Annotated in this window: 14 protein-coding genes; 7 read left to right on the plus strand and 7 right to left on the minus strand. The window is 68.5% G+C overall.

The window, feature by feature from the left end:
• Positions 1-13: 13 nt before the first annotated feature.
• Positions 14-2,437 (minus strand): glycoside hydrolase family 3 N-terminal domain-containing protein, encoded by a 2,424-nt coding sequence (locus MT490_RS06865; protein WP_297385480.1) that lies wholly within the window; start codon positions 2,435-2,437, stop codon positions 14-16.
• A 163-nt stretch (positions 2,438-2,600) separates the two neighbouring features.
• On the opposite strand from MT490_RS06865, the gene MT490_RS06870 reads away from it, so the two are divergent.
• The 5 genes from MT490_RS06870 (at position 2,601) to MT490_RS06890 (ending at position 8,841) form a co-directional block, all read left to right on the plus strand.
• A complete protein-coding gene (locus MT490_RS06870; protein WP_297385482.1) occupies positions 2,601-3,728 on the plus strand; it encodes a LacI family DNA-binding transcriptional regulator in 1,128 nt (375 codons plus the stop codon).
• 267 nt (positions 3,729-3,995) lie between these two features.
• Positions 3,996-5,414 carry a sugar porter family MFS transporter gene (locus tag MT490_RS06875; RefSeq protein ID WP_297385484.1) on the plus strand — a complete coding sequence of 473 codons (1,419 nt, stop codon included), beginning with the start codon at positions 3,996-3,998 and terminating at the stop codon, positions 5,412-5,414.
• A gap of 134 nt (positions 5,415-5,548) precedes the next feature.
• On the plus strand, positions 5,549-7,327 hold the full coding sequence (locus MT490_RS06880) for an IlvD/Edd family dehydratase (protein ID WP_297385487.1): 1,779 nt from the start codon (positions 5,549-5,551) through the stop codon (positions 7,325-7,327).
• A 20-nt stretch (positions 7,328-7,347) separates the two neighbouring features.
• Entirely contained in the window at positions 7,348-7,959 is a 612-nt protein-coding gene (locus tag MT490_RS06885) for a GyrI-like domain-containing protein (RefSeq protein ID WP_297385489.1), read from the plus strand.
• A gap of 258 nt (positions 7,960-8,217) precedes the next feature.
• Positions 8,218-8,841, plus strand: a complete 624-nt coding sequence (locus tag MT490_RS06890; RefSeq protein WP_297385491.1) for a hypothetical protein — start codon at positions 8,218-8,220, stop codon at positions 8,839-8,841.
• A 2-nt stretch (positions 8,842-8,843) separates the two neighbouring features.
• Here the strand turns inward: MT490_RS06890 and MT490_RS06895 are convergent, their stop codons facing one another.
• Both MT490_RS06895 and MT490_RS06900 read right to left on the minus strand, forming a co-directional pair.
• Positions 8,844-9,101 (minus strand): hypothetical protein, encoded by a 258-nt coding sequence (locus MT490_RS06895; RefSeq protein ID WP_297385492.1) that lies wholly within the window; start codon positions 9,099-9,101, stop codon positions 8,844-8,846.
• 61 nt (positions 9,102-9,162) lie between these two features.
• The gene (locus MT490_RS06900; protein ID WP_297385494.1) at positions 9,163-9,594 is read right to left on the minus strand and encodes a nuclear transport factor 2 family protein; all 432 of its coding nucleotides are present in this window, start codon (positions 9,592-9,594) and stop codon (positions 9,163-9,165) included.
• Positions 9,595-9,693: 99 nt separating this feature from the next.
• On the opposite strand from MT490_RS06900, the gene MT490_RS06905 reads away from it, so the two are divergent.
• The gene (locus MT490_RS06905; RefSeq protein WP_297385496.1) at positions 9,694-10,173 is read left to right on the plus strand and encodes a GNAT family N-acetyltransferase; all 480 of its coding nucleotides are present in this window, start codon (positions 9,694-9,696) and stop codon (positions 10,171-10,173) included.
• Positions 10,174-10,357: 184 nt separating this feature from the next.
• Here MT490_RS06905 and MT490_RS06910 read toward each other — a convergent pair whose 3' ends face one another.
• The 4 genes from MT490_RS06910 to MT490_RS06925 form a co-directional block, all read right to left on the minus strand.
• The gene (locus MT490_RS06910) at positions 10,358-11,248 is read right to left on the minus strand and encodes an SMP-30/gluconolactonase/LRE family protein (protein WP_297385498.1); all 891 of its coding nucleotides are present in this window, start codon (positions 11,246-11,248) and stop codon (positions 10,358-10,360) included.
• Position 11,249: 1 nt separating this feature from the next.
• The gene (locus tag MT490_RS06915) at positions 11,250-12,047 is read right to left on the minus strand and encodes an SDR family oxidoreductase (protein ID WP_297385499.1); all 798 of its coding nucleotides are present in this window, start codon (positions 12,045-12,047) and stop codon (positions 11,250-11,252) included.
• 87 nt (positions 12,048-12,134) lie between these two features.
• A complete protein-coding gene (locus tag MT490_RS06920) occupies positions 12,135-13,262 on the minus strand; it encodes a fumarylacetoacetate hydrolase family protein (protein WP_297385500.1) in 1,128 nt (375 codons plus the stop codon).
• Positions 13,263-13,578: 316 nt separating this feature from the next.
• Entirely contained in the window at positions 13,579-15,645 is a 2,067-nt protein-coding gene (locus MT490_RS06925) for a bifunctional diguanylate cyclase/phosphodiesterase (RefSeq protein ID WP_297385501.1), read from the minus strand.
• 168 nt (positions 15,646-15,813) lie between these two features.
• Here MT490_RS06925 and MT490_RS06930 point away from each other — a divergent pair, with 168 nt between their 5' ends.
• Positions 15,814-16,572 (plus strand): copper homeostasis protein CutC, encoded by a 759-nt coding sequence (locus MT490_RS06930; protein ID WP_297385502.1) that lies wholly within the window; start codon positions 15,814-15,816, stop codon positions 16,570-16,572.
• The last annotated feature ends 37 nt before the right edge of the window (positions 16,573-16,609 follow it).

Here is a 16,609-nt window from a genome sequence, read left to right on the forward strand (position 1 = left end):
GAGTTTGTGCGGGTTACTTCACCGTCAGCGTGGTGCTCTTGAGCTTCACCGAGTCCGGGCCGGACGAGATGGTGAAGGTGCCGGGCTCGACGACGCGCTTCATGTCGACGTTCCACAGCGACAGGTCGCGCGGGGTGAGCGTGAAGGTGACGGTCTTCTTCTCGCCGGGCTGGAGGCTGACGCGCTCGAAGCGCTTCAGTTCCTTGACCGGCCGGGTGACGCTGGCGAGGTCGTCGCGGACATAGAGCTGGACCACTTCGTCGCCGGCGCGGCTGCCGGTGTTGGTCACGTCGACGCTGACGTGCACGCTGTTGTACCGCCCGATCGTCGGCGTCGCGAGCACAGGGGCGGCGATGTCGAAGCTGGTGTAGGAGAGGCCGTAGCCGAAGGGATAGAGCGGGCTGGTCTCGGCGAAGAGATAGCCGCGCCGCGCGCTCGGCTTGTGGTTGTAGAACATCGGCAGCTGGCCGACGTCGCGCGCGATCGTCACCGGCAGCTTGCCGCCCGGATTGGACCGGCCGAACAGGACGTCGGCGACGGCGTTGCCGGTCTCCTGGCCGAGATACCAGCCCTCGATCAGCGCGGGGGCGTTCTCCGAGAGATACTTGACCGAGAGCGGCCGGCCGTTGAGGAGCAGCACCACCACCGGCTTGCCGAGCGCCAGGATCTCCTTCGCGAGCTGGTTCTGCGGGCCGATCAGCTCGAGGCTGTTGCGGTCGCCGAGATGGTTGTCGGCCCAGGCCTCGCGGCTGAGCTGTTCGTTGTCGCCGAGCACCAGCACGATCGTGTCGGCCTGCTTCGCGGTCTCGATCGCCTCGGCGCGGAGGCGGTCGTTGGTCGCGTCGTCGACCAGCTCGACCGCGTCGGCGGCCCAGGCGCGGCTCTTGGTGAGCTTCACGCCCTCGGCGAAATCGACTTCGAACTTGCCCTTGCCCTCGGCCTTCAGCCCCTCGAGCACGCTGACGACGTGGCGGGGCACGTCGCTGTAGCCGCCGATCGGGGTGTCGCTGGCATGCGTGCCGATCACCGCCAGGCGCTTGATCCTGCCCGCGTCGAGCGGGAGCAGGTTCTTGTCGTTCTTGAGCAGCACCATCGCCTGGCGCGCCGTCTCGCGGGCGAGGGCGATCGCGTCGGGCGTCTCGGTCTTGGCCGCCGCCGCCTTGGCGTCGACATAGGGGTTCTCGAACAGTCCGGCGTTGAACTTGAGCTTGAGGATGCGGCGCACCGATTCGTCGATCTGCGCCTCGCTCACCCGGCCCTCGCGAACCAGCTGGGGCAGCAGCGCATAGGCTTCGGCGTCGGGGGTCTCGAAATCGACCGTGGCGTCGAGCGCGCGGACGGCGGCGTCGCCGAGATTGTCGAACATCTTGTGGCGCGTCATCAGCTCGCGGATCGCGAAATAGTCGCTGAGCACCACGCCGTTGAAGCCCCATTCCTGGCGCAGCACGTCGTGGAGCAGCCAGCGATTGGCGTGGCTCGGGATGCCGTCGATCTCGTTGTACGAAGGCATCACCGACATGACCGGCAGCTCGGTCACCGCGCGTTCGAAGGGCGGGAAGAAGACCTCGCGCAGCGTGCGCTCGGAGACCGTCGCGGGGCCGATATTGGTGCCGCTCTCGGGTTGGCCGTGGCCGGTCATGTGCTTGAGCGTGACATAGACCTTGTCCTTGGCGAGCGGCAGCGTGGTGCCCTGGAAGCCGCGGATCGCCGCGAGGCCCATCTCGCCGACGAGGTACGGATCCTCGCCATAGGTCTCCTCGATGCGGCCCCAGCGCGGATCGCGCGCGACGTCGACCACGGGGGCGAGCGCGAGGTTGGCGCCGCGGGCGCGCATCTCGCGGGCGGCGACCGAGAAGACCTGCTCCTGTAGCTTGGGGTTCCAGGTGCTGGCGAGCGCGATCGCCTGGGGGAAGGCAGTCGCGCCGGGGGCGACATAGCCGTGCAGCGCCTCCTCGTGCATGATCAGTGGGATGCCGAGCCGGGTCTTCTCGACCGCCCAGCGCTGCGCGGCGTTGATGTAGCGCGCGGTGTCCTCGGCGTTGCGGTTGACCGTGCCCGCGGCGGCGCCGGCCGCCGGGCCCTGGGTGATCGCGCGGCGGTCATAGGGGCGCGAGATCTGGCCGAGGCCGGCGGGGAAGTTGCGGCTCGCCTTCACGGGATCGAACTCGCCCTCGGGGGTCTGGATCTTCTCCTTGTGGAGCCAGATCGCGACCATCTGCTGGACCTTCTCCTCGAGCGTCATCCGCTTGAGCAGGTCCTCGACGCGCGCGTCGATCGGCTGCGAGGCGTCCTTGTAGAGCGGCTTGTCGGCGCGGGCGGTCTGGGCATGCGCGACCAGGGCGGGCGCCGGCGTCAGCGCGGTCGCGGCCAGCACGGCGAGCGCGGCCAGGCGGAACCGGCGGGCGGGCATGCCCGGCAAGCGGCGGGAAACGATCATCGGGCTCTCCTGAGTCCGGCGCTGACGGCGCGCCTTTTGTATGGGTTTTGGTAGCGCTATCAGCTATCGTCGCGCGGCGGCGGGGTCAACCGGGCCGCAACCGGTTTCATGTCGATTGCATTCCAAGAAACCGCACCCTATGCCTCGGGAACAAAGGACGGGGATGAGCAAACCTAGCCGAAGAAGCCGCGGTACGGTAACCGTGCAGGACGTCGCACGCGCCGCTGGCGTGTCGGCGATGACGGTGTCGCGCGTCGTCAACGGGGGCACCAATGTGCGCGAGACCACGCGCGCCGCGGTGCTCGCCGCGATCGAGCAGCTCAATTATTCGCCGAACAGCGCCGCGCGCAGCCTCGCCGCGGGCGACGCGACGCAGATCGGTCTGCTCTATTCGAACCCGTCGGCCGCCTATCTCTCGCAATTCCTGATCGGCGCGCTCGCCGCCGCGCGCCGCGCGGGATGCCATCTCGTGCTCGAGGCGTGCGAGAGCGAGCGGCCGGACGAGCAGGCCGAGGCGACGCGCAGCTTCGCCTCGACCAGCGTCGAGGGCGTGATCCTGCCGCCGCCGCTTTCCGAGGCCGCGCCCGTGCGCGCCGAGCTGGAGGCGGCGGGCATCCCCTGGGTCTCGGTCGCGATGGGGCTGCCGCCCGCGCGCAGCCTCAACGTCCGCATCGACGATTTCGAGGGCGCCGCGGCGATGACCCGGCATTTGCTCGACCTCGGCCACCGCAGGATCGGCTTCATCCGCGGCAATCCCAACCAGACCTCGAGCGCCGAGCGCTATCGCGGCTTCGCGGCGGCGCTCGAAGAGGCGGGGATCGACGTCAAGTCGGTGCCGGTGGAGCAGGGCTATTTCACCTTCCGCTCGGGGATCGTCGCGGCCGAGCGGCTGCTCGACCGGCCCGAGCCGCCGACCGCGATCTTCGCCAGCAACGACGACATGGCCGCCGCCGCGGTGGGCGTCGCGCACCGCCGCGGCCTCCATGTGCCGCAGGATCTGAGCGTGGTCGGGTTCGACGACACCTCGCTCGCCACCACCGTGTGGCCCGAGCTCACCACCGTGCGCCAGCCGATCTCCACCATGGCCGAGGAAGCGCTGACTTTGCTCCTCGCGCGCATCCGTGCGCATCGGTCGTCGGAGACGGACAAGCTCGAGGAGCAGGTGCTCGACCACGAGTTGATCGTCCGCGAGTCCTCCGCGCCGCCCGGAGCGGCGCATGCGGCGGCTCCGGGACGCGGCGCGGGGGCCGGGCGCCGGAGTTCCGGCACGACCGGTCCGGGACTGCGCTAGGGTGGATCGGCGTTCAGGCGCGCGAAGCCTTTCAATCCTCCGCCGCCAGGGGGAGGTGGCACGCGCAGCGTGACGGAGGGGGCGGAATCACGGCGCTCCATTGGAGAGTGCGCCGTTTACCTCCCCCTCCGACGCCTTCGGCGCCACCTCCCCCTGGCGGGGGAGGATTTGAATTAGAGGCGCTTGCATTTGCCCGGCGTCCGGGCCACCGTTACCGCTAACACGCCGTGCCGGGTCGCGCACGGGTGACCAGGAGAGGAAGTGGGGATGAATCAGACCGCCGAGAGGGCCAATATCGGCCTGATCAGCGCCATCGTCGCGGTCGCGACGATCGGCGGATTGCTTTTCGGATATGACAGCGGCGCCGTGAACGGCACCCAGCCGGGCCTCAAGGCGGCGTTCGCGCTCGACGAGGCCGGGCTCGGCTTCACCGTCGGCTCGCTGCTGATCGGCTGCTTCATCGGCGCCTTCTTCGCCGGCACCCTCGCGGACCGCATGGGCCGCCGCAACGTGATGCGGCTCGCCGCGGTGCTCTTCCTCGTCGGCGCGCTGATCCAGGGCCTGTCGCACGACCACAACATCTTCGTCATCGCCCGTATCCTGGGCGGCATGGCGGTGGGCGCCGCATCGGTGCTGTCGCCGGCCTACATCTCCGAAGTCGCCCCCGCGAACATCCGCGGGCGGATGACGACGGTGCAGCAGATCATGATCATCTCCGGCCTCACCGCCGCGTTCGTGGTCAATTACTACCTCGCCGGGGCGGCCGGTGCCTCGACCAACAAGTTCTGGCTGGGCATCGAAGCGTGGCGCTGGATGTACCTGATGCAGGCGATCCCGGCCGCGGTGTTCCTCGTCGCTTTGTTCTTCATTCCGGAGAGCCCGCGCTATCTCGTCTCCAAGGGGCGCAACCCCGAAGCGCTCACCGTGCTGACGTCGCTGTTCGGCACCACGCAGGGCGCGCTCAAGCTCGCCGAGATCCAGGCGAGCTTCTCGACCGACCACCGTCCGCAGCTCTCGGACGTGCTGACCCCGAAGGGCGGCCGCGGCTTCCTCGGCATCCGTGCGATCGTCTGGGCGGGCCTGCTGCTCGCGGTGTTCCAGCAGCTCGTCGGCATCAACGTGATCTTCTATTACGGCGCGACCCTGTGGCAGCTCGCCGGCTTCACCGAGGGCGACGCGCTGCTGATCAACATCGTCTCGGGCGCGGTCTCGATCGCGGCCTGTTTCGTCACCATCGCGGTGATCGACAAGATCGGCCGCAAGCCACTGCTGCTGATCGGTTCGGCGGGCATGGCGCTGACCTTGTTCGTGATGGTCTACGCCTTCAGCCAGGGCTCGCTCGACGCCGAGGGCAAGCTGGTGCTCTCGGTCCAGCTCGGCACGATCGCGGTGATCGCCGCCAATCTCTACGTGATCTTCTTCAACGTCTCCTGGGGCCCGGTGATGTGGGTGATGCTCGGCGAGATGTTCCCGAACCAAATCCGCGGTTCGGCGTTGGCGGTGTGCGGCTTCGCGCAGTGGTTCGCCAACTATCTCATCGCGCAGAGCTTCCCGGTGATGGCCTCGGGGATCGGCCTTGCCGCGAGCTATACGTTCTATGGGCTGTGCGCGGTGATCAGCTTCTTCCTCGTCCAGCGTTTCATCCATGAGACCAAGGGCAAGGAACTGGAGGCGATGGAAGGATAAGGGAGGGGAGGGCCTACTCCTCCCTTCTTTCGTCATCCCCGCGCAGGCGGGGATCCAGAGCCAAGGGCGATATCGCTTGTGACCCTGGATCCCCGCCTGCGCGGGGATGACGCGTATTTTGTTTGGAGTGACCGATGACGACCCGTACGCCTGCCCGCCCGTTCCGTTCGCGCGAATGGTTCGCCGCGCCCGGCCGCAGCGACATGGCGGCGCTCTATCTCGAGCGCTTCATGAACTACGGCATCACGCCCGACGAGCTGCGCTCGGGCAAGCCGATCATCGGCATCGCGCAGTCGGGCAGCGATATCGCGCCGTGCAACCGTATCCATCTGGAGACGGTCAAGCGGGCGCGGGAGGGCATCCTGGCGGCGGGCGGCGTGCCGATGGAATTCCCGCTCCATCCGATCTTCGAGAATTGCCGCCGCCCCACCGCGGCGCTCGACCGCAATCTCGCCTATCTGGGGCTGGTCGAGATCCTCAACGGCTATCCGATCGACGCGGTGATCCTCACCACCGGCTGCGACAAGACCACGCCGAGCTCGCTGATGGCGGCCTCGACGGTCGACATCCCGGCGATCGTGCTCTCGGGCGGGCCGATGCTCGACGGGTGGCACGAAGGCGAGCTGGTCGGTTCCGGTACCGTCATCTGGCGGAGCCGGCGGAAAATGGCGGCGGGCGAGATCGACGAGGAGGAGTTCCTCAAGCGCGCGATGGAGAGCGCGCCGTCGCCCGGCCATTGCAACACCATGGGCACCGCATCGACGATGAACTCGATCGCCGAGGGGCTGGGGATGAGCCTGCCCGGCTGCGCGATGATCCCGGCGCCGTATCGCGAGCGCGGGCAGATCGCGTACGAGACCGGCAAGCGCATCGTCGAGATGGCCTATGAGGACCTTCGCCCCTCGAAGATCCTGACCAAGGCGAGCTTCCTCAACGCGATCAAGCTGCTGACCGCGATCGGCGGCTCGACCAACGCCCAGCCGCACCTCGTCGCGATGGCGGCGCATGCGGGGATCGAGATCACGCCGGACGACTGGCGTTCGGGCTACGACCTGCCGCTGATCGTCAACATGCAGCCCGCGGGCGAATTCCTCTCCGAGCGCTTCCACCGCGCGGGCGGCATTCCCGCGGTGCTGACCGAGATGCTTGCCAATGGCGCGCTCGACGGCAGCGTGATGACCTGCACCGGCAAGACGCTGGCCGAGAATGTCACCGGCCGCGCGGCGAGCGATGCGGCGGTAATCTTCCCGTGGGACAAGCCGCTCAAGGAGAAAGCGGGCTTCCTCGTGCTCTCGGGCAATCTCTTCGACATGGCGATCATGAAGACCAGCGTGATCGGGCCCGACTTCGCGGCGCGCTATCTTTCGCGGCCGGGGCAGGAGGGCGTGTTCGAAGGCCGGGCGATCATCTTCGACGGATCGGACGACTATCACCACCGGATCAACGATCCGGCACTGGGCATCGACGCGAACTGCATCCTGGTGATCCGCGGCGCGGGCCCGATCGGCTGGCCCGGCTCGGCCGAGGTGGTCAACATGCAGCCGCCCGATCACTTGATCCAGCAGGGCATCATGAGCCTGCCGACGCTCGGCGACGGGCGGCAATCGGGAACGTCGGACAGCCCGTCGATCCTCAACGCCTCGCCCGAGAGCGCGGCGGGCGGGGGGCTTTCCTGGCTGCGGACCGGCGATGTGATCCGCGTCGATCTCAACGCGGGTACCTGCGACGCGCTGGTCGCGCCGGACGAGATCGCGCGCCGGAAGGCCGAGCCGGTGCCGCCGGTCCCCGAGAGCAACACGCCCTGGGAGGAACTGTACCGCGAGAAGGTGGGGCAATTGGGCGAGGGCGGGGTGCTCGACTTCGCGCTGAAGTACCGGCGGACCAGCGAGAAGGCGCCGCGGCACAATCATTGATCCGGGGGACGGCGGGGCGGATGGAGAAGCTGGACCTGAAGAAGACCCGGAAGGCGCTCTTCACCGCGCCGCGCGGCCGCTTCGTGCCGATCGACGTGCCGCGGGTCTCCTATCTGATGGCGGACGGCCATGGCGACCCGAACACCGCCCCGGCCTATCGGCTGGCGGTCGAGAGCCTCTATGCGACGGCCTATACGATCAAGTTCGCCTGCAAGGCGGAGGAGAGGGACTTCGTCGTGGCGCCGCTGGAGGGGCTCTGGTCGGCGCCTGACCCGGAAAGCTTCACTGCGCGGCGCAAGCACGAATGGGATTGGACCATGATGATCATGGTGCCGGACTTCGTGGACGAGACGGCGTTCCTGGCTGCGAGGGAGAAGGCACGGGAGAAGCGTGGCGCCCTCGCCGAGACCTTGCGGCTGGAGAGCCTGGAGGAAGGCCTTTGCCTCCAGGCGTTGCATGTGGGCAGCTATGACGACGAAGGGCCGCTGCTCGCGACGCTGCACCGGGAGGTCATGCCCGCGGGCGGCTACGACTTCGCGGGCCGGCACCACGAGGTCTATCTCGGCGACCCGCGCAAGGTGGCGCCCGGGAAGCTCAGGACGGTGATCCGGCAGCCGGTGCGGAAGGGGTGAGGGTTCGCATCCTACTCCCTCTTCCCTTGTGGGAGAGGGAGGGAGCCGACGAAGTCGGCGGAAGGGTGAGGGGGGAGTGAGACTCAGTCCCCCTCATCCTTCCCACTCGCTTCGCGAGCGGGCCCCTTCCTTCTCCCACAAGGGGAGAAGGAGATTGTTCGAGGGACGCGTAGGGACATCGATAGCCAATCGCCACGATCCGTCGGTTCCCTAAGCCGCTGGAGCCGGATATTGCAGGGTGAACCGGAGGAGGCGCTGATGCTGGGGCATGGACATGATCGTCGCGAACGATTCGGTGGGGCGGTTCGGCCAAAGTGGGCCGCCGCGGCGGGCGCGCTCGCTCTGGCAGCCGTCCTCCTGGCCTGTCCCGCCCCAAGTTTCGGACAGACAGCAGCCCCGGCACCGGCGCAGGCGCGCGACGGGAGCCGGGACTTCGACTGGGAAATCGGAAGCTGGACGACCCAACTGCGCTATCTGCCCGAGCCGCTGACCGGATCGACCCGGTGGGTCGAGTATCGCGGCACGACCGAGGTTCGCCCGGTGCTGGGCGGCCGCGCCAACCTCGTCGAGCTTTCGGTCGAAGGCGCGTCGGGGAAGATCGAGGGCATGTCGCTCCGGCTCTACGACCCCAAGGCGCGGCAATGGACGCTCAACTTCGCGAGCGTCCGCAGCGGCCGCCTCACGCCGCCGGTCACCGGCGCGTTCGACGCGAAGGGGCGGGGGACCTTTTACGGCGTGGACAGCGTCGACGGCCGCACCGTGCTCGTCCGCTTCATCATCTCGGACGTCACGCCCAATTCGGCGCGCTTCGAGCAGGCGTTCTCGGCCGATGGCGGGGCGAATTGGGAGACGAACTGGATCGCCGTCGACACCAGGCGCTGACCTCACTCCTGGTCGGCGGCGAGCAGGTCCATGAAGTTGCGGGCGGCCTCGCGGTCGGCTTCCTCGGCGAAGGTCACGTCGAGGTCGGGCGCGTTGCCGAGGATGTGGAGCAGCGCCCAGAGCGCGAAGCGGCGGTTGCGGTCGGTCTCGAGGCCGAGGTCGACGCCGATCCGGTCGGTGCCGGCGGTGAGGGCGTCGGGGTTCAGCGCGGCGAAATCCGTGGTGCCGAAATAGCGGCGGAGTTGATCGTCGAAGTCCATTCCCCGGCCCCTAGACCAGCACCGGGCCGCGCGCCATATCCTCTCGGCGGCCGGGCGCCGCTCAGTTCTTCGCGGGCAGGCGCGTCACCTGGATGTGTACGGCGCGCCAGCGGCCATCGACCCGCCGGAAGGTATCGGTGAAACGGAAGGCGCTGGCGAAGCGCTTGCCGTCGGAAGTGCCCGACAGCGTGGTCTCGGCGCTGACCAGGAAGGCGTCGGGGCCGAGTGGCACCAGGCGGCGATCGACGAGCACGATCGGGTCGAAAGCGTCGCCGGGGGCGGTCCAGCCATGGATGAAGGCCTGCTTGCCCAGGCGCTTGCCGCTGCCGTCGATGAAGATCAGGTCGTCGGCGACCATGCGCTCCAGCGCTGCGGCGTCCTTGGCCAGCTGCGCGCGGTCGAACGCGTCGGCGACCTGCAACAGGCTCTCCGCCGTGGGCTGAGCTTGCGGGGACAGGAACAAGGCGGCGGCGATCGTCATTCCCTGGATCATTCGCTTGCCCCCTGTGCTGCGCTTCCGTCGAGCTTAGGGGCGGCACACGATACCCGCAACGCCATTGCGGCGGCGCTGCCGGATCCCCAGATCGTTACGGTGGCGGACGGCATTCGGATAAAGCAGGCGGAGAGCGCGGCGGAACTGCGGACGGCGGCAACGCTGTTCCGGGGCTATGCGGATTCGCTTCCGGTCGACCTCGACTATCAGGATTTCGGGAGCGAGCTCGCCGGGTTGCCGGGGAAATACGCTCCGCCCCGGGGAGCGCTGCTGCTCGCGCAGGACGCCCACGGCGCGGCACTCGGCTGCGTGGGGCTGCGGCCGCTCGACGCGGACGGGGTGTGCGAGATGAAGCGGCTCTATCTGCTGCCCGAGGCACGCGGGCTGGGGCTGGGGCGGACGCTGGCCGAGGCGGTGATCGCCGAGGCGCGGCGGCTGGGCTATCGCGAATTGCGGCTCGACACCCTGGCTTCGATGGCGCGGGCGATCGCGCTCTACGAGGCGATGGGGTTCGTCCGGATCGACCCCTATTACCGGCCGACGCCGCCGGGGACCGTGTTCATGGCGATGAGGCTTTAGGCCGAAGCGACATTCATCAACAGAGACTCCCCTCCCTGCAAGGGAGGGGGCGGGGGTGGGTGCGAGCGCAGCGAGCCCATCGAGCTGCGTGGAATGAAGAAAAGGCCGGGCATCGAGCCCGACCTTTTCTTACCCACCCCTAACCCCTCCCTTGCAGGGAGGGGAATCTGAATGCCGCTTCGACCTAAACGCCCACGCGGATCGGCGTGCCGGGCTGGCCGGGGACGCTGACTTCGAAGCGGAACAGGTCGCCGGCGTGCGGCTCCTTGGCGAGGTCGCCGGGGGCGAGGTGCTTGTTGGCGGTGGTGGCGTAGACGGTCTTGAGGTCGGGGCCGCCGAATGCGATCTTGGTGATCGCGCTGACCGGGAACCTGACTTCCTCGAGCAGCTCACCGCCAGGCGAATAGCGGCGCACGCCCCAGCCCATGTAGAGGCCGATCCAGACGCAGCCTTCGCTGTCGACGGTGGGGCCGTCGGGATAGCCTTCCGCATTGGGGATGCGGGCGAATTCGCGGCGGTTCGCCAGCATGCCGGCATCGTCGACGTCGCAGGCATAGACCACCCCGCCGAGCGTATCGACATGGTAGAGCGTCTTGCCGTCGGGCGAGACCGCGGGGCCGTTGGTGATCGAGACCTGCGGGCTGACGGGCACGCAGGCGCCGTCGCCGCCGAGGCGGTAGATCGTGCCGGTGATCGCGCTCTCGCCGTCGTCCATGCTGCCGAACCACAGCCGGCCCAAGGGATCGACGGTGGCGTCGTTGAGGCGGTTGGTCGGCAGGTCGGGCTCGGGCGCGCAGATATGCGTGAAGCTGCCGTCGCGCTCGTCGAAGCGGGCGAGGCCGGTCTGGAGCCCGGCGACGAAGCCGCCGCTCTCGACCGGCAGGATGAAGCCGACCTGGCCGGGCGCGTTCCAGCTGCGCGTCGCGCCGCTCGCCGGATCGTAGCGGTGGATCTGGTAGCCCTTGATGTCGACGAACCAGAGCGCCTGGTCGCGCTCGACCCAGACCGGACCTTCGCCGAGCGGCGCTCCGAGCTGCCAAATGCTGACCGGCTCGGAAATCGCCACCTTGCTCATCTTATCGCCACCCTGCGTCCACGAAATATTCGTGGCCCGTTACCAGCCGGGCGTCGTCCGAGGCAAGGAACAACGCCATGGCGGCGATGTCGTCGGGGACGAGGCGGCCCTTGAGGCACTGCGCCTTGACGATCTCGGCCTCGCCCTCGGGCGTGTACCACTTCATCTGGCGCACCGTCTTGACGTTGCCGGGGACGATGCAGACCGAGCGGATATTGTCGGGGCCGAGCTCGCGCGCGAAGCTGCGGGTGAGGCCCTCGATGCCGGCCTTGCAGGTCTGGTAGAGGGCGAGCTCCTCGAGCGCCAAGTGCCACGAGATCGAGCCGAGATTGACGATCACGCCGCCGCCCTGGGCCTTCATCCCCGGGATCACCGCCTGCGCGGCGAAGAACAAATGCTTGAGGTTCACCGCGATGCGGTTGTCCCAATATTCGGGCGTGACCTGCTCGATCGTGTGGCGATCGTCGTTGGCGGCGTTGTTGATGAGGATGTCGAACGCGCCGTGCTCCGCGATCAGCGCGGCGATCGCGGCCTGGACCGCGACGACGTCGGTGAGGTCGCAGCGCTGGAACACCGGAGCGATCGCGGCGCCCTTCAGGCTCTCGACGAGCGTGGCCGAATCCTCCTCGGCGATGTCGAAGAAGGTGACCTGCGCGCCCTGGCGGACGAAGCCCTCGACCAGGCCCGCGCCGATGCCAGAGCCGCCGCCGGTGATCAGCACGCGCTTGCCCTTGAGGCTGGGATAGATCGCCCGCTGATCGCGCGCGAGCGGCAGGTGCGTGGGATCAGCTTCGGCCATGGAGATTGCAAGTTCCTGTGAGCGCGCAGGGCGCGTGAGCGTGGTTGCCATGATGGTAAAGGATCAATTCGCTAATGAAAACGGTTTTCACGCGAGCAGGCCGCGCGCGGCGAGATTGCGCATCAGGTCGCGGATGCCGAATTCCCAGGGCGCAGCGGCCTTGGAGGTCGTCACGCGATTGACCAGCGCGCCGAGCTTGGGCGTCGCGATGCGGACGATATCGCCTTCCTTGTGGGTGAAGCCGCGGCCGGGATGGTCGCGGTCCTGCACCGGTGCGAAGAGCGTGCCGAGGAACAGCGCGAAGCCGTCGGGATATTGATGTTCGCTCAGCGCCTGGCGGACGAGCTCGGTCGGATCGCGGCTGATCTCGCTCATCTTGTTGGTGCCGCTGAGCTTGTAGCCCTCGGGCCCATGGATCTCGAGGTCGACCACCGCGGCGCGGACATCGTCCATCGTGAAGTTCGCGTCGAACAGGCGGATGAACGGGCCGAGCGCAGTCGAGGCGTTGTTGTCCTTGGCCTTGCCGAGGAGCAAGGCGCTGCGGCCCTCGAAATCGCGCAGATTGACGTCGTTGCCGAGCGTCGCGCCGCGCGGGGTGCCGTGGCGGTCGACGACGAGCACGACCTCGGGCTCGGGATTGTTCCAGTCGCTGTCCGAGCGGATGCCGATATCGTCGCCCCAGCCGACCGCCGAGAGGACGGGGGCCTTGGTGAACACCTCGGCATCGGGGCCGATCGCGACCTCGAGATATTGCGACCACATGCCCGCGTCGATCAGCGCGGCCTTGAGACTGGCGGCCTCTTGCGAGCCGGGGACGACCGAGCGGATGCCGGAACCGACCTTGGCCTCGAGATCGCCGCGGATCTCGGACGCCTTGTCGGCATCGCCGCGCGCGCGCTCCTCGATCACGCGCTCGATCGCCGAGAGCGCGAAGGTGACGCCGCACGCCTTGATGCACTGGAGGTCTACGGGCGCGAGCAGGCGGGGGCCGGCGTCGGTGCCGAGCGCCTCGACGCCGCAGACGGGCGTGCCGGTGAGCGTGGCGAGATCGTCGCGCTCGAGCAGATCGGCGACGGTGGGCGCGGCGGCAGAGACGTCATGGACCACGCCGTCGCGGACGAGGACGGGGGTGGGGCCGGCTTCGAGCAGGATGCGCCCAATCAGGGTCGCCTGCGCATGATCGGCGGGCAGCAATTCGGCAGGAGACGCTTTCAAGATCACTCGCCTTACAGAGATTCTGGTTTTGATAGCGCTACCATTGAGTTGCGACGGCAGCGCTGTCAAGCCGGGCAAGGTGCCTAGAGCATCAAAATATCGGATAAATCGCAGGATTCCGTACCGGATCGGCGCGGAGGGGGAGGGGGTGTTCAGTTCCTAGATCCTCCCCCGCCAGGGGGAGGTGGCGCCGAAGGCGTCGGAGGGGGAGGTAAGCAGCGCACTCTCCAACTGAGCGCAGTGATTCCGCCCCCTCCGTCAGCCTGCGGCTGACACCTCCCCCTGGCGGGGGAGGATAAAGAAGGCTGAAGGCGTCCTAAGCCGCGTCGCTGACCGGGTTCGCGGGCGCCGGGTCGGCGTCTCCGGTCAACGCCGGCTGGTCATATTCGGCGCGGGCCTGGGGATAGCCGAGCAGGAAACCCTGGACCTCGTCGCAGCCCTCGCGGCGCAGCACGCCCAGCTGGCGCTCGGTCTCGATGCCCTCGGCGAGCACCGGGATCGACAGGCTCTTGCCCAAGGCGAGCACGGCGCGGACGATCGCGACCGCCTGGGGGCTGTCCTCGAGCTCGGAGACGAACAGCCGGTCGAGCTTGATCTTGTCGAAGGGGAAGGCGCGCAGCGTCTCGAGCGAGGAATAGCCGGTGCCGAAATCGTCGAGCGCGACGCCGATGCCCATCGCCTTGATCTGGCGCAGCACGTGCAGCGCGCGATCGCGATCGGCGATGATCGCCGATTCGGTCAGCTCGATCTCGAGCCGGCGCGGCGGCAGCCCGGTATCGAGCAGCACCTGGTGGAAGAGGCGCGGCAGATCGACATGGGCCAGCTGCATCGGCGACACGTTGACCGCGACCTTGCTCTCATGGACCCAACCCGCCGCGTCGGTGCAGGCGCGGCGCAGGACCCACTCGCCCAGCGGCAGGATCAGTCCGTTCTCCTCGGCGATCGGGATGAACAGGCTGGGCGGGATCGCGCCGCGCACCGGGTGCGTCCAGCGCAGCAGCGCCTCATAGCCGGTCACTTCGTGCGTCGTGACCGAGGTCTGCACCTGGTAGTGGAGCTCGAGCTGGCCCTGCTCGATCGCGAAGCGCAGGTCGTTCGCCAGCTCGCGCCGGTCGCGGATCGCCTCGTCGAGCGGCGCATCGTAGAAGCAGGGCAGCACCGCCCGCCGGCTCTTGGCGCGATACATCGCCAGATCGGCATTGTTCATCAGCGTCTCGGCGTCGCGCGCGTCCGCCGGATAGACGGCGACGCCCAGGCTGGCGCCGACGCGCGCCTCGAACGTGCCGAGCGCGAGCGGCGCCTCGAGGACGCCCTTGAGGCGATCGGTGAAGTTGGACAGCTGGACGCGATGGTCGAAGCAGATCAGCGCGACGAACTCGTCGCCGCCGAAGCGCGCGACCATCTCGTTCCGGCCGAGCTGGCCCGCCATGCGCTGGGCGAGGAGGGTCAGCACCTGGTCGCCGGCCTTGTGCCCGTGGACGTCGTTGATTTCCTTGAAGCGGTTGAGATCGATCGCGACCACGCCGAGCTGGGTCCCGGCGGCGCGCGCGACTTCGATCTGGTGCTTGAGCTCCTGCTGGAAGCTGATGCGGTTGGGCAGGCCGGTGAGCGAATCGTTCATCGCCATGTGGTGCAGCCGCTCCATCGCGTCCGAGCGCGTCCAGCGATCGATCAGCGCGGCGAACACGCCCGCCGCGATCACCACCAGCCCGACCATCGCGGTCGCCAGTCCAAGCGCCTGCATCTGCTCGGGCTCGAGCGGCGACGCGCTGAGGCGGAGCGGGGTGATGCGCAGCGCGGTCATCGCGACGAAGTGCAAAGTCGCGATCGCGGTGACCAGCAGCCCGGTGCCGGCGGCGATCCGGTAGCGGCCGAGCGCGCGCGAGCCGATCGCGGCGAGGGCCGCGCCGCCGAAGACCACCGAGCACAGCACCGACGCGGCGACATAGGGCAGGCGCCACTCGACCAGGCCGTCGACGCGATAGGCGGCCATGCCGGTGAAGTGCATGCCCGAGATGGCGAGCCCGACGAGGCCCCCCCCTAGGATCGAGCTGAGGAGATTCCTGTGCAGGACCGCGACGGCGAAGCCGATGCCGGTCCCGGCGATCGCGGCGATCAGCGACACGATGGTGAGCACCGGATCGAGCCGTACCGGCACCCCGGCGCGATAGGCGAGCATGGCGACGAAATGGGTGCACCAGATCGTGGCGCCCGCCCCGACGGCGGTGAGGAACAGCCAGGCGACGCGGTGCGCGCCGCTGGTGACCTGCGCGCGGCCGAACATCTGCATGATGGCGAATGCGCCGGTGCAGCAGACGAATACGGCGAGCAGGACCAGCCAGGGATCATGGTCCCGGCCGATGCACAAGGCGACGTCGATCATAAGGTGCGACCCAGCAAATTGTGGCCCGGCCTGACACCGGTACCACTCGATCCCCCTAAGTGGGCGACGCAGGTTAAAAGGAGATGAAGTTGCGCGGGCGGACGGTGCGCGGGTTCCGGTCCCGCGAATTGGCCCTATAGGACCTTTCTTATGACCTGGAGGGTGGGGATGCTCGAAGTCTGTGTCGAAAGCGCCGAGGGGGTTGCCGCCGCGGTCCGGGGCGGGGCCGACCGGATCGAGCTGTGCGCCGCGCTCGCGCTGGGCGGGCTGACCCCGCCCGCCTCGCTGATCCGTGTCGCCGCCGACGCCCCGATCCCCACGCACTTGCTCGCGCGGCCGCGCGAAGGCCATTTCCGCTACGATGCGGCCGAGGCGGCTTTGGTGGCGTCGGACATCACCGCCGCGGCGGAGGTGGGCCTGGCCGGCGTCGTGCTGGGGGCCAGCCGCGACTCGGGCGTGCTCGATACCGATCTGCTCGCCGCATGGGTCGACCATGCCCGCCGCGAAGGCGCGCGGCGCGGGCGGCCTTTGTCATTGACGCTGCACCGTGCCTTCGATCTCTGTCCCGATCCGTTCGCGGCGCTGGAGACCGCGGTCGCGCTCGGCTTCGAGCGGATCCTCACCTCGGGCGGGACGCTGCGGGCAGTCGACGGAGTCGCGACGCTGGGCGAACTCGTCCGGCGCGCGGGCGACCGCATCACTATCCTTGCCGGGAGCGGGGTGGACACGGCGACGCTGCCGCCGATCCTGGCGACGGGCGTGCGCGAGGTCCATGCGTCGTGCCGCAGCGCGACGGACGACAGCGGCGAGGCGGAACGGCGCTTCGGCTTCCAGTCCGGGCCCTTGCTGCGGACCGATCCGGCCAAGGTGGCCGCGCTTCAGGATATGCTGCGGACCTATAGGACATTGAACAATACCAATATGTGACTTATCCCGTCCTTCCTATACAGGAGTCGAGCGGGGT

The sequence above is a fragment of the Sphingomonas sp. genome (assembly GCF_026460985.1).
GTDB lineage: Bacteria > Pseudomonadota > Alphaproteobacteria > Sphingomonadales > Sphingomonadaceae > Sphingomonas.